Source organism: Endozoicomonas sp. ALB032 (assembly GCF_049310125.1).
GTDB lineage: Bacteria > Pseudomonadota > Gammaproteobacteria > Pseudomonadales > Endozoicomonadaceae > Endozoicomonas_A.
The window spans coordinates 4,284,954-4,306,055 of the sequence record NZ_JBLYNW010000001.1; the positions used below are offsets into that span (position 1 = coordinate 4,284,954).

Consider the following 21,102-nt stretch of genomic DNA (forward strand, 5'->3'; position numbering starts at 1 on the left):
TTAGTTTTGACCAATCCTAGTCGAAGGTTGCGGGGTCGTCAGGTTCTGCATCGCTCCCTGGCTTGCCGATGGGACAAACGACGGGCTCTCATCACTGTGATTGCCAGTCGTGGTGTTGAGTTCCTGAACCAGACGCTGATAGTGTCGGTTCAATTCGGTGTCATTCTGACTCGCTACCTCGGGTTGCTCACTCTCGGCTTCACCTGTGTCAGCGTCGTCTTTCTTAGCTCCGGCCAGACTGCCCAGGTAATTTGCCAGCTGTTGCCCCTTACGAATGATCCTGTTCAGTAAAGGCTGGGTTCCGTTGCCTCCACCCTCAGCGGCCAGTGCCCCCTCCGGGATGCTCTCATTCATTGAGCGCCTGCCACGTGACTGTGGGCTGTCCACTTTTGCAAACACCTCGCTCATGCTGAGCACCTTGTTATTGACGATCAGGCGCTCAATGGTCTCGCCTCCCTCACTGAAAAAATTTTGCACCCGAAGGCTCTGGGTGGCATTGATCGGCCTGGTGCTATTTTCACTGTTTTTCAGCAGGTTATGATTAGGCCTGACAGTCAGGATAAGATCCTCGTCCGACTTTTGATAGCGCAATCTCTGGCAGTCATGGGTATTAATTTCGAGCTGGTCAGCCGTGCCTGTGGCGTTTGCCAGAAGCCATTGGTCAGTGTCAGAGAAGTCATCGCCAGCAAAGTGGTAAACGGTGCTTTTTTCATCTATCAGGTACTGATGTCCGGGGATGGTTTGCTTTGAAAGTGAATAACCCGACTCGAGTCGTTGAGCAATTTTTACCTTGTCATCGAGAATGCTGTCATCCAGTTCCAGGCTGTCTGGCCAGCCATTGGCGTAGATAAGGTCAGGCTCCTGCCAAGTGCCTATTCTCACCAGGGGATCGGCACCGGACGCCATCATTTTTATGCCTTCAAACGACGGGAGACGTTGGTTGATGATGAGTTTGTCAGCGTCATAACAGTTAAGCGTCCGAATTTTCCTGGCTGGCTTGAAGGCCTGGGTTGCCAGAACAATCTGGCCATTCCGGTAGATGGTTAGAAAACCACTGTCATTTATTGTCATGACCAGGTGCAGCTGGGGGGAGGTAAAAAAGGGCCTGACCCCTCGATGAAAGACCTTGGCACCCTCCGTTAGTCTGACCTCCAGCTTCCCGGGTTTCAGGCTCAGGCTGATGGCATCAGAGCTGTCAGCCTCGGCAAAATGAACCAGTGTGCTCCCGGCCAGTGTTCGCCTGCCCAGCGGCAGGCCCCGGCGAATCCAGGCTGCCAGGATAAAACTGCCGCCGGTGACCGGAGGAGGCACCAGGCGGGATAAGCCCGCTGGGCAGCGAGTCTGGTCACCGCTGTCAGGAGCATTGCGTAGATCCAGCGAACGCCAGCTGGCTGCCTGCACATCCGCAAGGCTGACACCAGCCATACGAACCCGGTTAAACGAAGAAGGAGCAAAGAATAGCTTTAGCGCACCCTTTTCATCTGCATTCTCCAGCTCCAGACTGACAAGGTTATTGCCGGAACCGGGATGGACACTGACACCGCTGCTTTTGAGGTGGAAAATATCATTTCCCGACTCTCCAAACAGCTCAACCCCCGGTCTGACAGCACCTGAGACGAAGAACTCGTCATCACCGGGCCCGCCGTATACAGGCTCGGTAAGATTGCCAAGCTGATAAGTGCTATCCAGTCGTTTATCCACAGTCAGCTTGGCGTGATAGTAGTCTCGAAGGTTTTTGCCGTTAAGCAGCCTGCTTCCGTTGTTGGCCGGATCAATGGTTGTCAGGCGCCAGATATGCCGTTCCAGGCTGTTGATAAAGTGCCCGGTGACCAAACTGCCATCTTCGCGCACACAGTGGGGAACGTGCCCTAAATCGATGCTGAAAAAGAAATGTCCGTCGTTGTCCACTTCCAGATGGGTATAATTCCCAGTCAGTCGCCAGTCCAGCTTTTCAGGTTGGACACCGTGCAATATCAGGCTATTCCCGTTGTCCCGGTCGACGATCCGGGTGCCGTTAGCCTGTGGATAAATAACGTAAATATCCGGGCCCAGGTTGCCGGAAAGAAGGTCAGGCCCCAGGTTCGCCACCATCCGGTCAGCCTCCCGGCTGCCATAATGCCTGTTGTATCCAGTTCCCCCTATGGTGGAGGTGATTGAACTGTTGCTCTTGATGCGGGGAGAGGAAATTCTGAAAGTATCATTGCCACCTCCGCCATCGACGACAATCCCGGCAAGGGCCGGAATGTTGAAAATATCGCCGGAATCGGGGCCCTTGAAAATCTCAAAATTACTGATAGCTGTCGACAATTTTTCGGAAGTGCCCTTGGATTTGGACGACCTTTCCGTAAAAGACATATGACCTTTGACGTTTTTATCGGGAGGGCAGGCTCCCGAATCGCTTGCATAACAGGCAAAGCTCACTGCTTTTTTTCTTAAAGACAGATTGAGCCGGACAAAAGGCGGCTCGATGGTCATCTGGCTGAAATCTATCGTGTCGGTGCCCGGACCACCGTTTAAATGGGTGACCTTCGGCTGCTTCAGAAGAAAAAGGTAGTCATCTCCTCCCCTGCCATTAAAACTGTACAGAGAACCTCTGGACACATAAATGTTATCTTTATCATCACCGGAAAGTTTTATCTTGCCCTTCCCTGAGTCTTCCAGGACAAAGTTCTTGACCGTTAAACTCCTTTCCAGGTCAACAACTACACGATGGCTGTCGGGCAAATCAAAGAGCAGGGTATTGGCACCGCTGCCGCCGTCCAGCGAGGTGCCATTTTGCCAACGGGCGTTAACAATGACCCGGTCGTCTCCGTCCCCCATGTGCACCTTGTCCAAACCACCCCCGGTGCTGAAAATATCCGTACCATTGCTGCCATAGTAGGAATCATCTCCCGAGGTCCCGGCAATCTGGACGATCCCATTGAATACGGTCTGGTGATAACGCCAGCTGCCTGTTTCCGTATTTCGCCATCGGGTCTGTGCGGTCCCCTCCGTGACATTCACGGTCATCCCATCCAGTTGATAGGTTAAAGCGACTTTGATACTGGTTCCCGTGGAGCCTTTCCGCAGGAGTTGGAGACCATAGAGAACCGAGAGCTTGTCGTATATTAGCTGGTTGTATCCCTCCCCGGCAGCAATAACGGTTGCATTGCCTATGCCGACCACGAACTGGTTATTGCCTCCCATATCCTTCAGAATGTCGTGCCCCCCCATACCAAGCAATACATTATCCGTAGAGGGGTTTCCTGTTAGCCGGTCGTTGCCCGGGCCGCCAATAATGATGGGGACGCCAGAGTGTGAGTCCGAAGACAGGTCAAGGTGAGCATCCGGTATGATCACAGAACTGTTGTATGACCTGGAGACCCCGCATACCTTAAGAAAAGTCATATCCCAGCCAAAGCTATGACGTATCTCCAGCATGGCCAGGGCTTTCGCCATTGGCTGACCGGGAAACAGTTCGTCCCATTGTCTTGAGACCGGTTTTAATTCTGATATTGTACGATGGCCGTGTTTTCGTCTGCGGCCGTCTGCATGGGTTTTAACCAGTTTTAAAGTCAGTGTGTGCTTTGGTTTGAAAGAGATAACGTTCTTTCCATTTTTGAAGGACTTGACCTGCTTCTCAATGAGGGGGGTCAGACCTTCAAAGCGCACCAGCTGTTGGTTCGGCTTCAGGGTCAGCTTGCGTAAAACACCACTGCGCGGGTTGCAACCGGGAGAGTCGAAACGAAACTCAATATCCAGACTGAGATTATTACTTTCCTCACTGCTAATCCGGTGCAGGCCGACGCCCAGGTTTTTTCCTTCGTTAGCAAGACTCTCCAGCTCTGTCCTGTCACGCCACCGATTCCGGCGGAATTCACCTAAAGGTTTTCCGGGGTAGCGATTCAAAAATGCCAGCATCTGCGCTCTGGAAAAGGGATAGATATCCACTTTCCTGGTGACCTTGCAAGAACCTTTTCCCGAACCAAAATAAGCTGACAGGGTCGTATTTCTCAGCTTCATCACATCCCCGTCTATGAACTGCCAGCGGCCCGTACCGGCCAAATCCTCCCGGTACCAGTGGCTATTAACGTGGCTGACTGTGACCGGCGGGATGTCGGGAGTGTTAAAGTCCAGGGTGACGTTATGATTGGGTTTCTGTTTGCTGAAAACCAGGTCCATGCGCTCGCTAACCGGGTTGACAGTCAGGCTGGCCAGCTGTTTGTGCTGCCGGATGCACCCGGCACCAAATCGTTCCCAGCGGATGGCCAGGACTGGCCATTTTCCTGTCGAAGGCTGCTGGGGTTTGTGCCCGTAAAATTTATGGTTACCAAGGTTGTTGCCACTTACCCTGATTGAGTCGGCATGAATGCCTGTATAAACCTTGTGGTGACCATCGCCCAGTATTACGGTGTTAAAACCGTTTCTCAGCCAGATGGACGTCTTTCCGCCGTCAGTGATGACCGTGTCGTTGCCAGCCCCGGCATCCAGAATATTGGTGCCACCGGTGGTCATGAAAACCGTATTCTCATGGTTTCCTTTGATCTTGTCATCGTGGGGGGAGTCCTGTATAACCTCGACACCGGTCACCACCTCTCCCGATGACGGATCCCGGTTGGTCATATCCAGCCAAAGATTTTCCTTTCGAACCGCATAGGAAATGGTGTCTGTGCCGGGGCCACCGTGCACCGCATTTTGATCGGTCAACACCGCCCGATCATTGCCCGCCCCCAGTTTTATTACATCTGTACCATTGCTGGCATAGACAAAATCGTCACCCCCTCGCGCATTCACTATGTTGTTACTATTTTCATCGCCCCTGAGATAAATGTTATCGCGCTGGTCGGTCCCGTAAACTTCTGAGCCGTCTTCGGAACCCACCAGATTTTCCATACCCTGAACACGGCCACCGGTCATCAGGCAGTCCACGAGGGTCGCGAAGAATTCAATGGCTTTGTTACTTTCACTGGCCCTGAGCAGGCTGCCCTTTTCGAAAAACAACAGGGAGCGGTCGGCTTTCATCACGAAAACGCCTTCACGCGAAAAATAGAGGTGGACTTCCTCCCGCCCGCTACCGTACCGGCCTTTGCCGAGGTAAAAGTAAAGCTGATCCCTGTAAATATCAGAAATTCGACTGACGCCTGTGTGACTGGCGTCAGGTGTGACGTGCGTCATCAATGCCTTAGTCACCGATAACTGGCCGGCAAGCTTTACACGAAAAACATCGAAAACGGATTTTTTGCCTGTTTCCTGGCTATCCGGGTGGTCGCGGTTCAACCCCTGAAAGATGAGGTAACGATAAAAACGGTTAAGCCAGTTTTCGTTTTTCAAGTCAGCCCAGAGTAATGGCTTAGAGTAACCATGACGGTAGTGAAGCGTGAGATCAGTGGTTTTGAATGACTGATCATTGAACCTGCTGATGCTATAACGACCAATACTGTATTGAGTCGTGAGATTACCTACACTTTCCTGGCGGAAAACAGGAAGCGAGAGACTGGGCAGAATAACAGTATCCTCTCCGGGCCCACCAAAAAGGCGTGCATAGCCTAACCCTGGCGAAAGACGGTCATTACCTGTACCACCGTGCTGTTCGACGGTGCCGAGCTGGTCAATGAGCCGGTCATCACCCGCGTCGCCATACTGGAATTTGCCGTAATAAATCTGATCATTTCCCGGCCCGCCGTAGCCAATTCCACCGATCTTTGACAGGTAGAGGGTGTCGTCGCCGTATCCCCCATAAGCCTTACCTGAGCGCCCAATCCAGATAACATCATTGCCACTGCCCCCGTGAGCAGTACCCGTCTTTTCAATCCGGATGATGTCGTTGCCACTGCCCCCGTAACCCGTACCCGTCTTTACAATCCGGATAACGTCATCGCCACTGTCCCCGTGGGCAGCACCTGACTCTTCAATCCGTATATCGTCATTGCCAGCGCCCCCTTTTGCCACGCCTTTTTTCAGGATCAGCCTGTCGTTGCCGGCACCGCCATACAGCTCTCCCTCGTTAATGATCAGGATGTCATCGCCACCCAGCCCATAAAAGATCTTGAACCCTTTCTCACCGTACATGTAGTCCGACAGAGACGATCCTCTCGTGGTTCGCCTTTCGTTGATCAAATCACGAAGGGCAAGTCCTTTGTCTCCTTTGCCATCCAAAAACCGGAGAAAGGATTTCTTCACTGTCTCAAGGTCCTCCTTATAATTATCCTGGTCAAGCCAACCAGTGGCATCCTGGTGGAGCACAAACCACCTGTAGCCCTCTTTCTCAAAGTGAGTTACCTGGTCATTAAGATATTCCTTGAATTTATCGCTCTCCAATACAGCACTGAAATCCTCCCTGGCGGTGGGAGGCGGCACCAGGGCCGCCAGCGCCGTTTGCAGAAAACTCAGCAGTTGACTGATTACGTCCACAATAATACCCAGCTTTGGATTGATGAAGTCCAGTGCTGTACTGAGCACATCAAGGCCAATCGTAATGGCATCCAAAGCGGCCATTGCACCAAAAATAGCCGCCTGTTTATGGCGGCCAGCTTTTCTTGCCGCATCGGCGTTGCTGGCATTAGAGACCAGTGAAGAAGCGCCAAGCGCAACAGAAATGACACCGCCTATAATGGGTACCGCCCTGGCCACATTTCGTGACACTTTCGGGCCCAGCTTTAACGCGACGCCAATGGCCCCTGCCGGATTTTTCGTCTTGACCAGGGTTTTGCTCAGCGCCCAGTTGGCGGTCGTGGCAATGCTGTAGACCGAGTTGATGGTGCCCAGGCCCGCACCTGCATAGGCCATGTCCCTGGCTTGGGCAGGCATCTCGTCTCCGTATTTTGCCAGGTTATTCAGTGACACCGAGGCCATGGCCAGGCCAGAGATGGCACTTACCCCGCCGTAAATCATCCTGCCCGTATTGAATTTTGTACTGCGATCCAGCTTATCCAGCATGCGCATAAACTTCCCTTGCACTTTTTTCGGCCCGGCTATCGACCTGATGTCACCCGGGCTGCCGGGCTCAGAGCCATCCCCGACCTGGCCTTTTCGGGTCCGCAGGCTCGCCATGAACTCCGGGTTGCCAAGCAGCTGTTGCTTGACAAAGCGGGTGTCGTCGACACTGTAGCCCGAGTCATTGAGCAAAGTGGCCACCCGATCAATGACTTGCTCCGGATTCAGCTCCTGCTTTTGCGCCAGTGTCTGTCGTAAGAGTTCAAGAAGCTCCTTGCGGAACGCCGGGCTGTCCATAATGTCTTCGGTGACCACCGCCGCAAAACGTCCCTGTTCCAGCAGCAGGAAGGCGTCTGCCAGCAACCCCTTGTCACCGGCACTCTGCCTGGTATGGATGAAGTGATCACTGGCCTCAATGACATCCAGATGCCCGCTGACCCTGTCTATCAGTGCCATCGCGGTCCTGATCGGTCCGGAACCATCGCACAGAACACAGTCTGCATCGGGCAGTCTTGCTGCCTGACCGTCTGGCAAACCAGCCTTGTCCAGTGCCTGCAAGGTTCTCCGGAAATCGCGGCCGGTGATATCAACCAGCTCAGCCATCTGGCCAAAATCAATATCACGCCTGAGTGCGGCAACGCCGTCGGCCACGTTCTGGCGAATCTTTCTGGCCAGAAGTCGGGCTCCGGAAAAATTCTCCCGCTTCAGCCTGTCCGCCAGCCCGATAAAGCTGGTCAGACGTTCCAGCAGGCCGGAGAGTGCCAGCTTGCCTTCCTTAACCGTGAACTCACTGACCAGCGACTCTGGTGACAGGCTTTCCACACCCTCTGGCAATCGGATTCGCTTCTGATGCAGGGCCAGGAATGTTTTTGCCTGATCCTCCGGTTTCTGGGCTTCCCGTGCCTGCAGCAGAGCCATTGCTGCGGCGGCGGTCAGCGGGCTGTCAGCGTCACCATTGCCCAGCACCAGTGTGCCTTGGGCAGGCATCAGGTAGGAGGCATCGGCGGTGATTGAGGGGTCGGTCAGCACCCGAATATTCAGGTCGCCAGAGGTCAGTGAAAATTCCTTTTTCCCGGTCAGGTTCAGCAGCCCGTTGAGCCGCTGATAAAGCCCGGTAGAAATCGTTTCAGGCAGAGAACCCAGGGCGCTGAGCTCTGCCGCAAGTAACTTCCCGGCGATGGTTTCAGCCAGACCTGCCGGGATGGCTGACTGCCGGGCATAGTGCAGGAAACCATCGGCAAACTGCTGCCGGGTGACATGGTCCATCTTGTCAATAACGCCATTGACCTGGCCGGTCATGTTAATGTCCTTCAGTTCACTAAAAGCCTCATAATGGCGTGCCAGCTGTGACAGGTAAGCCTGAGTGGCTGCAGCGTTTTTGCCCGGATTAAGAGGCCGCCGTAACAGCCTCTTCAGGCCATCCTGTGACTGGAGTGACATAAGCGAGAAAGGATTGCCCGGGCCCGCCGGAGTTATTTTTATATAACGCCTTTTAGCATTCGCCATAACCGCATAACGAGGGCTGCTGGCGAAGGTTTCAATGATCTGATCCTGCCCCGCTAAAGCCTGCACAGACGTGGGCTCTTTACCCTGGGCGTCCGGTTGTTGATTAACAGGCAACTGGAACGGCCTTCCGACGCGCCGTCGCAGTGCTACCGCCTCATGGAATATGGTGTCCACATCTTGCTTCAGATTGGCCAGCAGGCCAGTGTCAAAAGACTTCCAGCCGAGTCCCCGGGCAACAAAAGTGCAGGCTTTTTCCAATGCGACGAGAGTGGATATCCTCGGACTCTCTGGCGTATTTATCTCCAACCAAAGATCAACGTACATCAGTTTTGCGATGTCATCGATATCGCCGTCAGGCAGTATGGTCGTCACCGCATCGGTCACTCCCAAGCGTATCCGGCTGGCTGGCTGGCCGGTGTCACCCAGAACCTGCTCCATCTTCCAGTAGATAAAATGAACCAGCAGTGACTTCAGGTAAGTGCTGGCAACGACTTTTAGTCTGAAATGCTTTTTAGCGACCTCTATCTGTTGGGACAGGAAATTTTCTGCCGCCGCCCGACTTAACCCCAGCAGTCTGGCGTCGAGCAGGGATTCTATACCGGAACCAACGCTCCAGAAGGCCCGGTAATCCACGTTGACCAGCTCAGAGGTGAAGGGCAAGGCCTTGTAGGAGGCAATGGTATTATCAGAGCCATCTGGAACCAGGGGCGCTGAGGATTGTTTATCATTGACAACCTCGTTGAAAAGTTTTTTCTCACGGTCACTGGCTGTAATTTCCCCTTTAGCAAGGCTATCCCTTATTGCCTGAATCCTGGTCTTGTCATGCAACTCTAAATACGCCAATGCCCGGCGATAATCGGCTTTCGTACCTTTGGCTAACAGCAGGTTATGATGGCCTGCGACCAGTTGCCGATAGAGGCTTGTGCCTGAAGGGGGGGCAACCGCCAGAGTCAGTGCGTATTGACGGGTCAGTCCCAAGGGACGCGACTCCTTGTCAGGCAGTGTCGCGGTGTTGATCCCGAACTGCTGGCGCACCTGCTGGCGCAAGGCTGTCAGCGACCCTCCACCACCTTCAAGTGCCTTCAACAGACTGGCACCCACCAGGTTGGTCAGGGTTTCCCGGAAAATAAATGGCCTGTTCCTGTTCTTCGTGCCCAGCAATAACAGGGCGTGGGCACTGTTTTCCTCACTCACCTCGACACGACTGTCCACCAACGGCCAGAGCGGCCTGGGGCTGATTTTTATTTTAAAAGGGCTAATATCGGCAATGCCTGCATCCCTGACGGGTTGCACCAGCGCCTGAAGAAGCTGCGATAGACGAGGCTCCCCCATCCCCCGGGCAATGAATTGAATGTCGTTCTGTAATTGCTCTTTGCCAATACTGCCCTTGCGTTGCAGCTTGCGATAAAACTCCATGTGGACAACCAGCCTGATCGGCAAAAGACGGTCTGGCCAGCCATCAGGAAGCTGGAGGCGAAAGACCTGCTTGCGGTCGCCTTCGCTGTGAGTCAGGGTGTAGCCGGGCCCCCGGTTGGAAAAAGCCAGGTCATCCCGGCGACCCAGCGTGAACGTTTTTTGCCCGTCCTTGGTTTGAACCTGAGCCTGGTAACGGCCCAACCCGGTATCGAGGGTGAAAGCCGGGCGCTCCCAGCCAGGTCCCGGAAGCAATGGCGGATTTTTTTGCAGGAGATCAAGCCATTTATTGGCCCTCAGGGCATCCGCCCGCAACCTGGCTGGCTCTGTGGGTTCCAGCCCCCTGAGCCGCCGGTGAAAAAAATACTCCGCCAGCAGCGACTCACCGTCGGTCAGGGATGGCTTGTTGAGCAAATCAACAAGGGTGTCATCCAGGTTGTTGGTCTGCTGTGGGGACAGTGATAACAGAGTACGCTTGATCGCGTCCCGGTAATAGTCCGGGTCGGTAACTGCTGGAGCCCAACCAAGCTCGGTCCTTAAAGCAGCGACAGCCTGCGGGCTGTCAGGTGACTCCTGTCTCAACAGGGCCAGCAAACCGCTAAGCTCATCGCCTGCCGGAGCGGACAGGGGGCCGTTCTGGCTTTCAATAGCAATGAGAGGCTGATCATTCAGCCGGGTGACCGGTTGCCGCCCGGTGCTGGTCAGGGCAAGGGTTTTTCGGTTACCAGTGGTGACCGGTACATTGCTGCGGGAATCCGCAGCGAGGGGAAGTTGTCCGGGCTCGGCCCATTCCTTGCGCACGGCCTGTGCGTCCGTAAGAACCGCCTCTGCACGGCTTAGCCAGCGCAATAATCCCTGTTGTTCTGCCGCTGTGAAGGCGATGCCCCGTCGGTCTTTCAGAGCATCGGTCAACACCTCTTCAAGCTGCCCGGCGAGGTTGTTGATCCCGGCCAGTGCTTTCAGCTCACTGTCATCAAGCACGGCTGTGACCACGTCCGCCGGATCAGCCAGCAGTGCGGGCTGCGATGTCACCATGCGCTGACTGACCAGCCCACTCCAGGCCAGCTGCGTTAACAGTGAGCGAAGGTTTCCCAGCCCTGCACGACCAGCGTCGGATAACCGGTCAACCCGTTGGTTGCAATGGTAATGAACCCGCTGAAACAGTAGCCGGGTTTCCATATCCCCCAGTAGACGGCCAAAGCCGGACAGGGGCTCGGCAATCGCTTTATAGGCAATCCGGACCCGCTGGCGGCTTTTCACAGTCGTTATTTCGCCCGCCGTGGTGACCTCCTGAACAGGGGTATGGGCTGATGCCGTGGCCAGCACGGGCAGCAGGTCGTACTGCTTACGAAGCTGGTTTTCCAGTTGCAGCAGCGTCCGGGCACTGGTGATTTTGGCCCCCTGCAACCAGGTCATGGCGATGGCTGGTGAGTTCACCTTATCAGTACTGACCAGTGCTGCCCGACACAAATCCTTCAGGACCGAGGCCAGTGCTCCCAGGTAATTACTGGTGGAGTGGCGTTGCCCGGTCAACACCGCCGGGTCAACCTTCAGCACCACAAGCCGGTTGCCACTGGTGTCCCCGCTGTCCCCGGGACGATAGGGTATCACCCGGTCAGCAAGAGCCTGTTTGCCAAACCTGATCACCAGCCTGAGAGGGGCAGGGGGCTTCATACCGGGCAGCAGCTGACTGTCCAGCTCGGTCATAGTGGCGGGTTTGATGAAACTGTCAGGGAACCCCAGGGCATTGACCAGACGCTGTCCTGCGGAGCTGGCAACAAAGACTCTCAGTTCTGACAAGAGCCGTTCGGCCTGATTCGCCAGTTTCTGGCCGGGACGGTAGTCGGCAGGAAGGATCACGGCTATCCTGTCGTCTGTGCCCGTCAGCGTCCGTAGCTCGGAACTGCTCGCTGACAGCCAGTGGCGGGCGGCGGCTAACTGATCCTTCAGCGATTCCCTCGGGTTGAGTTTGAACAGCCCGTTTGTCCCTGCGGCGGCGTCGTCCAGTTTCACACCATAAATCGTCTTTCCATAGTCGTTTTTTTCCAGCACCGGAATAAGGGTTTTACTGTTACTGTCGTACGACGCTAACAGCTTATCTCCGGATTGCAAACTCACTGCCCGGTAGTGACCGTCAGCTTCCGAAATCAGCTGATAAACCTTGCCATCGGAACGCCTGACCGCCACGGACGAAGTGGCCAATGTTGGGTCTGAAAACACCCGCTCAGCTGGGGAGTCGTTGCTATCGTGGATGCTGTCATAAACGGAAGCCTGGCCCAGGGGGGTGGCAGTAATATCCTTGTCTGAGCGCCTGAGCACCTGGTACAGCTCATCGTTGTGGTTAAGGAACTCAACTTTGTAATAAGGTTTGTTGGTATCGGTGTAACTGATATCCGTGCTGTCAATGTCCAAAAAGGGGCGGTCCGCCAGATTTCCTGCTGATAGCAGGCGAGTTCTGCACCCGTCGACCCCACGTCGGCAGCGTTTGTTGTCTTGCGCCTCAGGGTCCCAGATGACAATCCTCAACTTCCTGCCACCGTCGTTGTCACTGTCACTGTCACTGTCACTGTCGCTGTCAGACTCAATCAGCCAGTACGCCGATGAAGCAAACCCGCTGGCATTGGTTGGGGCCTGCGAATCGGGCGTTGTTTTAAGTGTGTCTACGTAGTCAATCAGTTCCCACTGGTGAGGGGCCTGCTGCGTCAGAACATCCTTCAGTAATTTGATCTGTTGATCAGTGAAAGCCTTCCTGAACAGGGCTCTTTCACCATCAGGCAGGTCGCGCTCAAACTCATAGAGTGCTCTGGTAAAGGTTTGAATACTCTGGTCATTCTGATGCTCCTGAATCCACTCAAAGAGCGCTTCAAGTCTCAATGATAATGATTCAGACTTCTGATTGAACAGCCATGTCACCTCTTGTTTAATTTGTTCCCGAGTGATGGATGATCCAGCGGGGTCAGGATAAAGTGCAATTGAATCCCGGTTCATTGCCGCAGGCAGGAAATCCCATTGCCGGACAGAATCATAACCAATAGTGTTGCCCAGTTGACCCAGTCGCCCGGCTTCCTCAGGCCAGCCAGACTGGAACAGGGCGGTATCAACAGCCTCTACACTCTTGGCCAGACCTATGGCGTAAAACATGCTGACGACTGAGTCAAATAATCCGTGTCTTAGCGAAGGGTTATCCTTCATCCCAAGCTCAATAGTTACAGCGCTATCACCGACCTGCAACCGGGACGCCTGCAAGATAATATGGGGATTTAACTGCCAGTGAACAGGTAGGCCGACACTGAGGTCAAGCGAGTGCTGCTGTTGGAATCGCTGGCGATAGATGTCCGGTGAAAAATCACTGAAAATTCTAATAAACCGCTCGACATCATGCTGGTAGCGGTAGGGATCCAGCTCGCTGTTGTGCAAGGCCTGTCGGTACAGTCTTTCGTTGTGGTGTGTATCCAGAAATGCCCCTGGGAACTGGCTGCTGTGTGAACTGGCCGACAATAGCATCCATTGCGGATGCGGTTTGTTTGATGGTTGTTGAGTCAACAGTCCGGTCACTGGCTCCAGGGAGTCAGCCAGGACAGGCATAATCCCCGCGTCGGTCTTCAGCTTGAAGCGATGGCTTCCATCTGCGAGGGGTTGCACACTCCTGATGCGAAAAGCCGACGGTGTCCCGGCTTGATCATCCTGACTGATCAGCCCGTTCACCTCAGCCAGCTGGATTTTGCTAAGAACACGGGCCAGCTGCTTAATATCTTCCTCCGGATACTGCAAGCGATATTGACCCAAGGCTTCCACCACTGCGAAACGCTGCAATTGGGGTAATGAGGAAAAGTGTTCCGAAAACCACGGCCAGCCGGCTTTACCCACACTGGACATCGCCAGTTCAAGAAACGCACGGGTAATTTCCGGATCTTGGCCAAGCCGGTCTGGTTGCAAAGCCAGCCTGAGGCGGCTCTGGAGGTTATCGGGGGTTGCCGGGGTTCCCGGAAACAGGCGTTTCACCATGCCGGTTTGACCCGGCAGGGCAAGGTCCAGAAGATAATGGCCATCGGCGTTTGTAGCGACAGGTCGCGCTGTGCGGTCTGCTGACATCCGGCCAGTCCAGAGTTCCCTGGATTTTTGGTTATCCTTCAGGGGCAGCGAGTACTCGTCCGGCAGCGTGCCGGGCAGCAGCCCGGCGCCGTTGGCAAGACGGTAATCCAGAGCCATCCCCAGCAGGTCTCTGATCCTGACGCTTGCTTGCAGATCCGGGGTATCCCGCTGGGCCAGGACAGTGAGCTTCGCTGCCAGTTCTTTGCTGACCTGTTGCAGGCCAACGCGCTTAATGTAGTCACTGAGTGAGTTAACGGCACTGTCGGAAAGGTAGGTATGGATATAATCTGCCAGCCTTATTCCCGGAAACAGGGGTTTTTCGTGAGAGTCGTCGTCCCCCGACAGCCGGAACAATAACAGGGTAAATAGCGATTTTAACTGAGCATGGATTGCCTTGTTATCGCCTGAGGCCGGGGGGATAACCGCTGTCGCGATAACTCTGGCTGACTTCAGGCTGGCCAGCAGCCTTTCTCCTTCAGGGCTGTCACTGTCAGCAAACAGTGCCGCGAACACCGGCGTATCCAGATTCTCAAAGGGAAACCTCAGGATGATTCCGGTGTCTGCCCCGCCAGTGGTTTTTGTCCAGTCAATGGACTGCCCTTCAGGGTTCCCATAAAAGTCGGCTTCCAGAGAAAGCCTGTGGGTGTCCAGTTCATCCAGAGACAACGGGGCCGATAGCCATTGCAATCCCGGCTGACCTTCGGCACCAAGCCATTTCTGAGTCGTCAATGGTGAGCCATTGACCTTTGTCGGACTCTCGCACATTGTGCTGTCCGATCCGTCAGGTCTGGGTACAGTGTCGGTTATCTTTTCAAGGATGATCCGGCCCGATGCGCTGTCTTTTATCACCGTCCCGATGTCGGTAAGCTGCACCAGGGGAGCAGGCCCCGTTTGCACCTTGCTGTTACTGTCTTGGGGGGCTTGCTGGTCTGGCAAAATGGCCAGTGTCAGTCCTTTGCTCAGGCCATAACTGCGGCCAGTGATGATTGCCGATAACCCCCAGGTCGCCCGCAATGCTTTTTGGGCCTGCCTGAGCACTGCGACATCGGGATGGTTTAACAGGGCTATGGCGAACAGCTTTCCTATGGAAACCGCTTTACGGTGTTCAGGCAGCGAGTCTTTTGTACCCACTGTCAGGGTCAGCGGATTGTTATTCAGGCGACTCTGGTACGAGTGCCATTGAGCGTTAAAGACAATCGTTATTTCCTGAAACACACGACTCAGAGAGATTCCGTACCCGGACAGTATCTCCTCCGATTTAAGCACCGGTACAATAAAAGCTTTACCTTCATCAGCAGGAAACAAGTCCAGGATTGTATAAAACTCAATGGGCAGAAAAAGCTCTGCCAGCTGTTTCCAGGGGGCCAGATTGTCAGTGGTTGTTAAAGGAAGCCGTTGACCCTCGCTTGCCCGCTGAAAATCCACCGAGACTATTTTTTGCAACTGCATTTTTTGCAACTGCGCCAGAGTGTCCCAGGCTGAACCTGACGGCCCGCCGGTTATTGCCCTTAGATTGGCAGTCAGCAGCAACCGGGCCACTTTGTCCTGTTGGATTGTGTCCTGGGTTTCCTGCAGACGGTTGACGAAGGTGCGGATTACATGCTTGAGCCTGGCGTGGCTGAGTTGACCCAGACGGTCGAGGATGGACTGCTTCACCCAGCGCTGGTAATCCGGAGTTTCGGTTTCAGATTTGACCAGGAATTGGGCTTTTGTTAAAAAAACCCCGTCAATCTCCGGGTCTGCTCCCAGTAACCCCGGGGTTTGAACGGACTTTATAATCGAAATCGTGTAGGGCTCGGGAGGGGAAAAAGCCATGTTTTCGAGATTGGGCCAGAGTTTTCGAACCTCCATGGTACCGAGGAAATGGTTTTGACCCTCGTCATCGACATAGTAAGTGACATCATGTCTTGAGAGTGGACTTATGACATCTATGTAACCCAGCTTCGGTCCTTTGTTCTCGCCTTGGGGTAATTCGAAATAATCTGAGAGATCACCAGGGGGGATAACCATCTTTCCATGTTCGACACGATGATCCAACAGGTCGGTGAACAGCAATTTTAACCTGACTTGCAATCGCTGTTTGGGAACCTTCCACGCCCTGCCAAGCCCTTCAGCCTCAGATCCCACTGTGGCCAGTTCATTGACCGTTTCCTGCAGCAACGAAGTAAAGGCCTGCCAGCTGTAATCCCGGATGGCTGACTTAAGTTGGGCGGCCTCCGAATCAGAGATAACAGTCATTAAAAAATCAGCGGTACCCAGTCTCAGTAATCCTCTTATTTTATTGATAGGGGTACCTGGAATATTCATTTTCCCCCTCATAAAATTGCCGGTTGAACTGTCTAATGCCTGCTTGTACAAATGCATGGTAAACATGGATTTCAGCAAGTCAGAATTCAGATTCAGTCTTTCTGAAATGACAGAGGCCTTATACTGGCACCAATGAAAAACTTTCCTTAATATGTCTTTTGTCTTTGAGACAAAAAGATTGGGAATATAGGAGGTTATATCCCCAATCAAACCAAGATCGACCCCAATATTGACATGAATACGATAAGGCGGTATCTGTGCTTCTGCCGCTATCGCTGCCTCCATCATGTCAGGCAGCAATGAAACTTGACTGTTTCTATATTCATCAAGGGTGAGCAACCTGAAATCTTCTGAATTACCTCTGGGGTTATTGCCAAGTAGCTCGTCATTATAAGCCCTAACTAAATCGCCTACGGTATAACCACCCTCAGGTATTTTTGTTAAAACAGAGACCATTGTCTTGGTCGCATGAAATAAAGCTGAGGATTCACTGAGATAAGCCGAGAGCGGTTTGGGTCCGGTAATGATTTCAATGATAGAGCGACCCTCATGGAGATCAGTAGACAGGAGCATATCAGGATAATCAGGGTTAATAAGCTCATTAGTATTTAATTGACTGCGTGCAAGCAATTCGCCGTCTTCAGCATCCACTTTTGTGATGAGATTCTCTATTTCAAGACCGATCTGTCCTCTATAATCGTCCCGACGTGTCTCCGGAGTTTTGCTCTTTTTTTGTAATCCCTTAATGCCAAGTTGAGGCAGAATTCTTTTTCGAATAGTTTCAAAATCGCTGCTGAAACCTTTCAGCCGATTTGATGCAACAATATAACCTGCTATCAGGCCTGATCTTGAGAAAGTTTGATAGTCTCCAACCAGCATTTTGTCTTCGGTGAAATACTGGCTTGGATCTACTTTCAGGATACAACCGGTATTATCAACCAGAACCGGCTGTGGCGTTTCTGTAGTGGATGGATCGGGAGGAGTAATGACCAGTAAGAGCCGGACAGAGTCGGGTATTTTGGCCTGGTCGAAGCCTGTCCCGAAAGATCCATCAATAACGCCCTGATTCACCAGAGCCCGGAGATCACCAAAGACCTGGCTCTGATCCTCTGCCAGGATGTCGGAAAAAGCCTTGAATTCAGAGGTGGTTCTGAGCAATCGAAGGGTTTTGATAATCTCATTGCGTAATGAAAACAGTTGTTTGGAAGGAGTATTGTTTTCTGGATCATTGTTTTCAAGAACATTGTTTTCGAGAACATTGTTTTCAAGAACATGTTTGATAAACCGGGCAGAGAACAAGATCGCGATCTTCGAAACCGAACCCTTATCGCCATAGGAATCCGGTGTCACTTCACTAATAATTCCGGGGCTGTTCTCCTTTATTTCACTGCTATAGACGTCCGTGTCATGAGAAAACGTTTTGCCTGGCGAGCTTTCAATATTAGCCAGATCTGCAAATAACCTATTCTTTTTTCTGGCGGATAAACCAGATCTGGCTATTCGTTGTTTTAACATCTGGTAATCCGGGTCCTGCAACTGCAGTGCAGACCTCAGTTGTGAATCCCGCATCTGTTTCCAGAACTCTGCGTGTACTTTAACCAGACCTTCTGAAAAAGTACAAACAGAGCCCACCGGGGCTCTTGCAAGGTGACGAATAACGTTTCTGACCGAACGGGAGAGATTTCCTTCCTCAAACAATACCTCCAGTGCCTGCCGGAAATCATCTACAGTACCCTCGGCAAACTTAAGCCCATGGTCATTGCTATCAAGGACCAGTTCACGATAAAGCGGGTCGCCGGGATCCGGTAACCGCCGCATTGTCATACTGTTGTCAAAGCCGAACTCACCAAGAGGATCACTATAGAATTGTGTTTGCCATATCTCCGAAGCACTGTTGAGAATGTATGGGTTTGCCCCAATTAACCGCAGTTGCAGGAATAGAGCCATTCCGTAGGATTGGGTCATCACCCGGGCCAGGTCGGCATCAGACGAATAATGCTCTACATCCTTCAATCCAATCTGGAGGAAAGGCCCGGCTATTTCCCAATCCAGGACAATTACCCGACTGTCCGCGAGCAATCGGTCTTGTTCCGGGCGAACACTAATGGGCACCCTTCTTGCGACAAAACCAGTCTCTATCTCCCATTTGCGCCAGGCCAAAAGGGCATCGGCGAATTCATTAGGTTTACTGAAATAACCAAGCAAAGGCTTCAGCCTATCTGGGGTTCCATCCAGTTTCGACAGCTCACGCAGCTGAGAGCGATAGGCTCTGTGCTGGACGGTCGAGAAAAAAAAGGGTGAATGAGCCCCCATGGTGGTTTGCGAGGTCAAACGCTGATGCTTGTCGACAGACATCAAACCGTCGAGAAAAACCTTGCGATGACGGTTTCCTGAAGGTGGGAGCTCGACGATGAAGACCCTTTCGTCGGGGGCCAGGGCGAGTAATTCTGCGATCAGTAACCTCTCCTGGTGATCGGGTTTCTGATCAGTGTCCAGGGCTTTTTCTGCGTTGGTCACCAGACGAAGCAACAGTCTTCGTATCAGGCTTCGCAGAGCATCAGGCTCCGAGTCCATGTTAATGACTTCGTTGGCCAGTGTGACTACATCAGCCAACGGCAGTTGGTCTATTTTTTCATCAAGCTGCTGTCCTACCAGGGAGTCTGAGTGTTGGGTATAGGCTGACTCAATGGTATTGATCAGTGTCTGGGCATCACGCGATCCAAGCGGACCAGAGGACTGAAGCATAGACAGGATATTGCGCAGATTATCCGGAAAAGCCAGGCTCCTGGTCTCTGGCAAGTCCACCAGAACATAAGTTTCACCCGAAAGGTCGGTGACAACAGGCAGGTACTTGTTGTGTTTGTCGCTATCAAAAGCCTCGCCACTGGCCAGAGACACAGGATCAGTAGAACTGAGAGCGCCATCAGGATCGTGCTTCAGCCTTTTGTTAATCCCAAGGGAAAGGCTTGCTTGCAGCGACTTTCTCTGTTCGCTCCTTTTTCTGGCGTTCAGTCTCAGTACTTTTTTGTCTGCTTGGTCCGTCAGATAGTGACCCAGCAAATCTTTCAGAGACTTGATATACCAATCGCTCAAGTCGGAAAAGTGAGTTTGTGACCGTCGGACCGAGAGGGCAAGCAGGTCATCTTTTTCGAATACTGAAGCTATCAGGTCAGGGCTGGAGATCCGGAACGGGTCTATGTCATTGCCACCAGGTGCGACAATGTCCTGCAAAGACCCAAGCAACAGGCGAGTAAACAATGCTGTCATCGCATTGGATGGCGGGTTTGTGACTTTCCGGGCCAGTTGATACCCCGCCTGCTGGGTCCGGAAAAAATTCTCCCGGGCAAAGGGATCGCCATAGGCCACCAGACCCACCCCGGAAAACGGGTCACCGATTGAGTCTGCGCGGACAAAGGCGCTCATCTGACGTTTTTCTTGTGGCTGAAGCTCTTTTGAAGCCCCGGCCTGGGCAACAGGGAGTTCGACATCGGCAGTCGGCAAAGGCATCAACCGGTAAGGAGAAAGGTTATCACCGGTGTTTTGATAGAGTCGACGGTTGTAATCCTCAATCAGATCGGAGAGTTTCTGCCTGCCATTGTTTTCGATAATCGCTTCAAGCAGTAAACGTTTGGCTTGTTGGAAATCAGGGTCACTCTCTTTACCCAGACGAACATAATCCCTGCCGGTGGGCAAAACGGGCAAATTCCGGAGTTTTTTCACCACCCCTTCTGCAACCGGGAGCTGGCGGGTTATTAACTGCCCCCGGTCGTCTTTCTCAAGCACCAGTTTGACGCGATGGTCTGACTGTGACCACAGCGGATCGCCGTTGGCGGGCAGCACACCCGTCCATTTGCGCCCCAACTCATCCACCGCTACCAGAGCGTTACGAACCGTGATTCGACGTGTCCGGATTTCACCAAACAGTGCTCTGGCGAAAGCCTCCACAGGGTAATGCTCGCCGCTGGCATTAGCGCCACAGCCCACCAGACTGACAGTTTTGACAAAGCGCCCGCCGGTTATGCGCTCAAGCACTTTGGCCAGTTGCACAACCGTCTTCCCGCCCAGAAGAAACTTTTTGGAGTCGGCCTTATCCCCCTGAACCTGACTACCGTGGCCAACTACAATAATGCGGGTGTCGTCTTTAAGAAAATCAGCTTGCAATGCCTCAAGCTTAATGTCGTGGCCTGTATTCGGGTCGTACAGGGAACCATAAGAATCCAGAACTATATGGCGGCTGAAATCGGGCTGGTATTTGTTTGCCAGATATAACCTGGCTGTGGTTTCATTGTCGCTGTCGTCCAGCTGAAGAATGACCTGATTTTTATAATCACTGTCTTGCTCAGCAGTCAGGGCATAACGCTTGGTTTTATCCGTTCTGGGTAACCAGCTACTGGGGCATTCATCAGTATCGTAACTGACTAAATCAATCTGTGCTAATGGATTGACTTGCATGAAATAGTCTTTTACTTCAAGACCAACAGGGTCTTTATTTGAAAAAAAATCAGACAAATAATTCTGGGAGACTTCTATAAATCCTTGGGACCCTGATATGGCCATCGTCGATTTAGCCTGTTGCAATATTCCATCTTTCCGGTAATCAAAAAAACTGTAGGCGATTCTCTGATCAATATTCAATTCCCTGGCGATTGATTTTGCAGTTTTGTCTATATCTGTCTTAGCAGCGTTTAATGGCTTATCGATATTTAAACGTTCAATTAATTTATAACGTCTTATAATTCTTTTCTTAACTGCGTCAAGAGCCTCACTGTCAGGTGGCGCGATAATCAAGTTGTTGTTGATCTTTGCTTTTTCTTTGTAGATTAATTTTATTTCCACTGAACCAGGAATAACCCTGAGCGAATCTTGAAAGAC

At 52.7% G+C, this 21,102-nt stretch carries 1 protein-coding gene (cut by a window edge); it reads right to left on the reverse strand.

What is annotated here, in order from left to right; all coding sequences use genetic code 11:
• Window positions 1-21,102, reverse strand: the 3' portion of a protein-coding gene (locus tag ACO6VG_RS16275) for a TcdA/TcdB catalytic glycosyltransferase domain-containing protein (protein WP_422474733.1). 2,778 nt of this gene lie beyond the right edge of the window; the window shows 21,102 of its 23,880 coding nt (coding positions 2,779-23,880); the start codon falls outside the window, past its right edge; the stop codon is at window positions 1-3.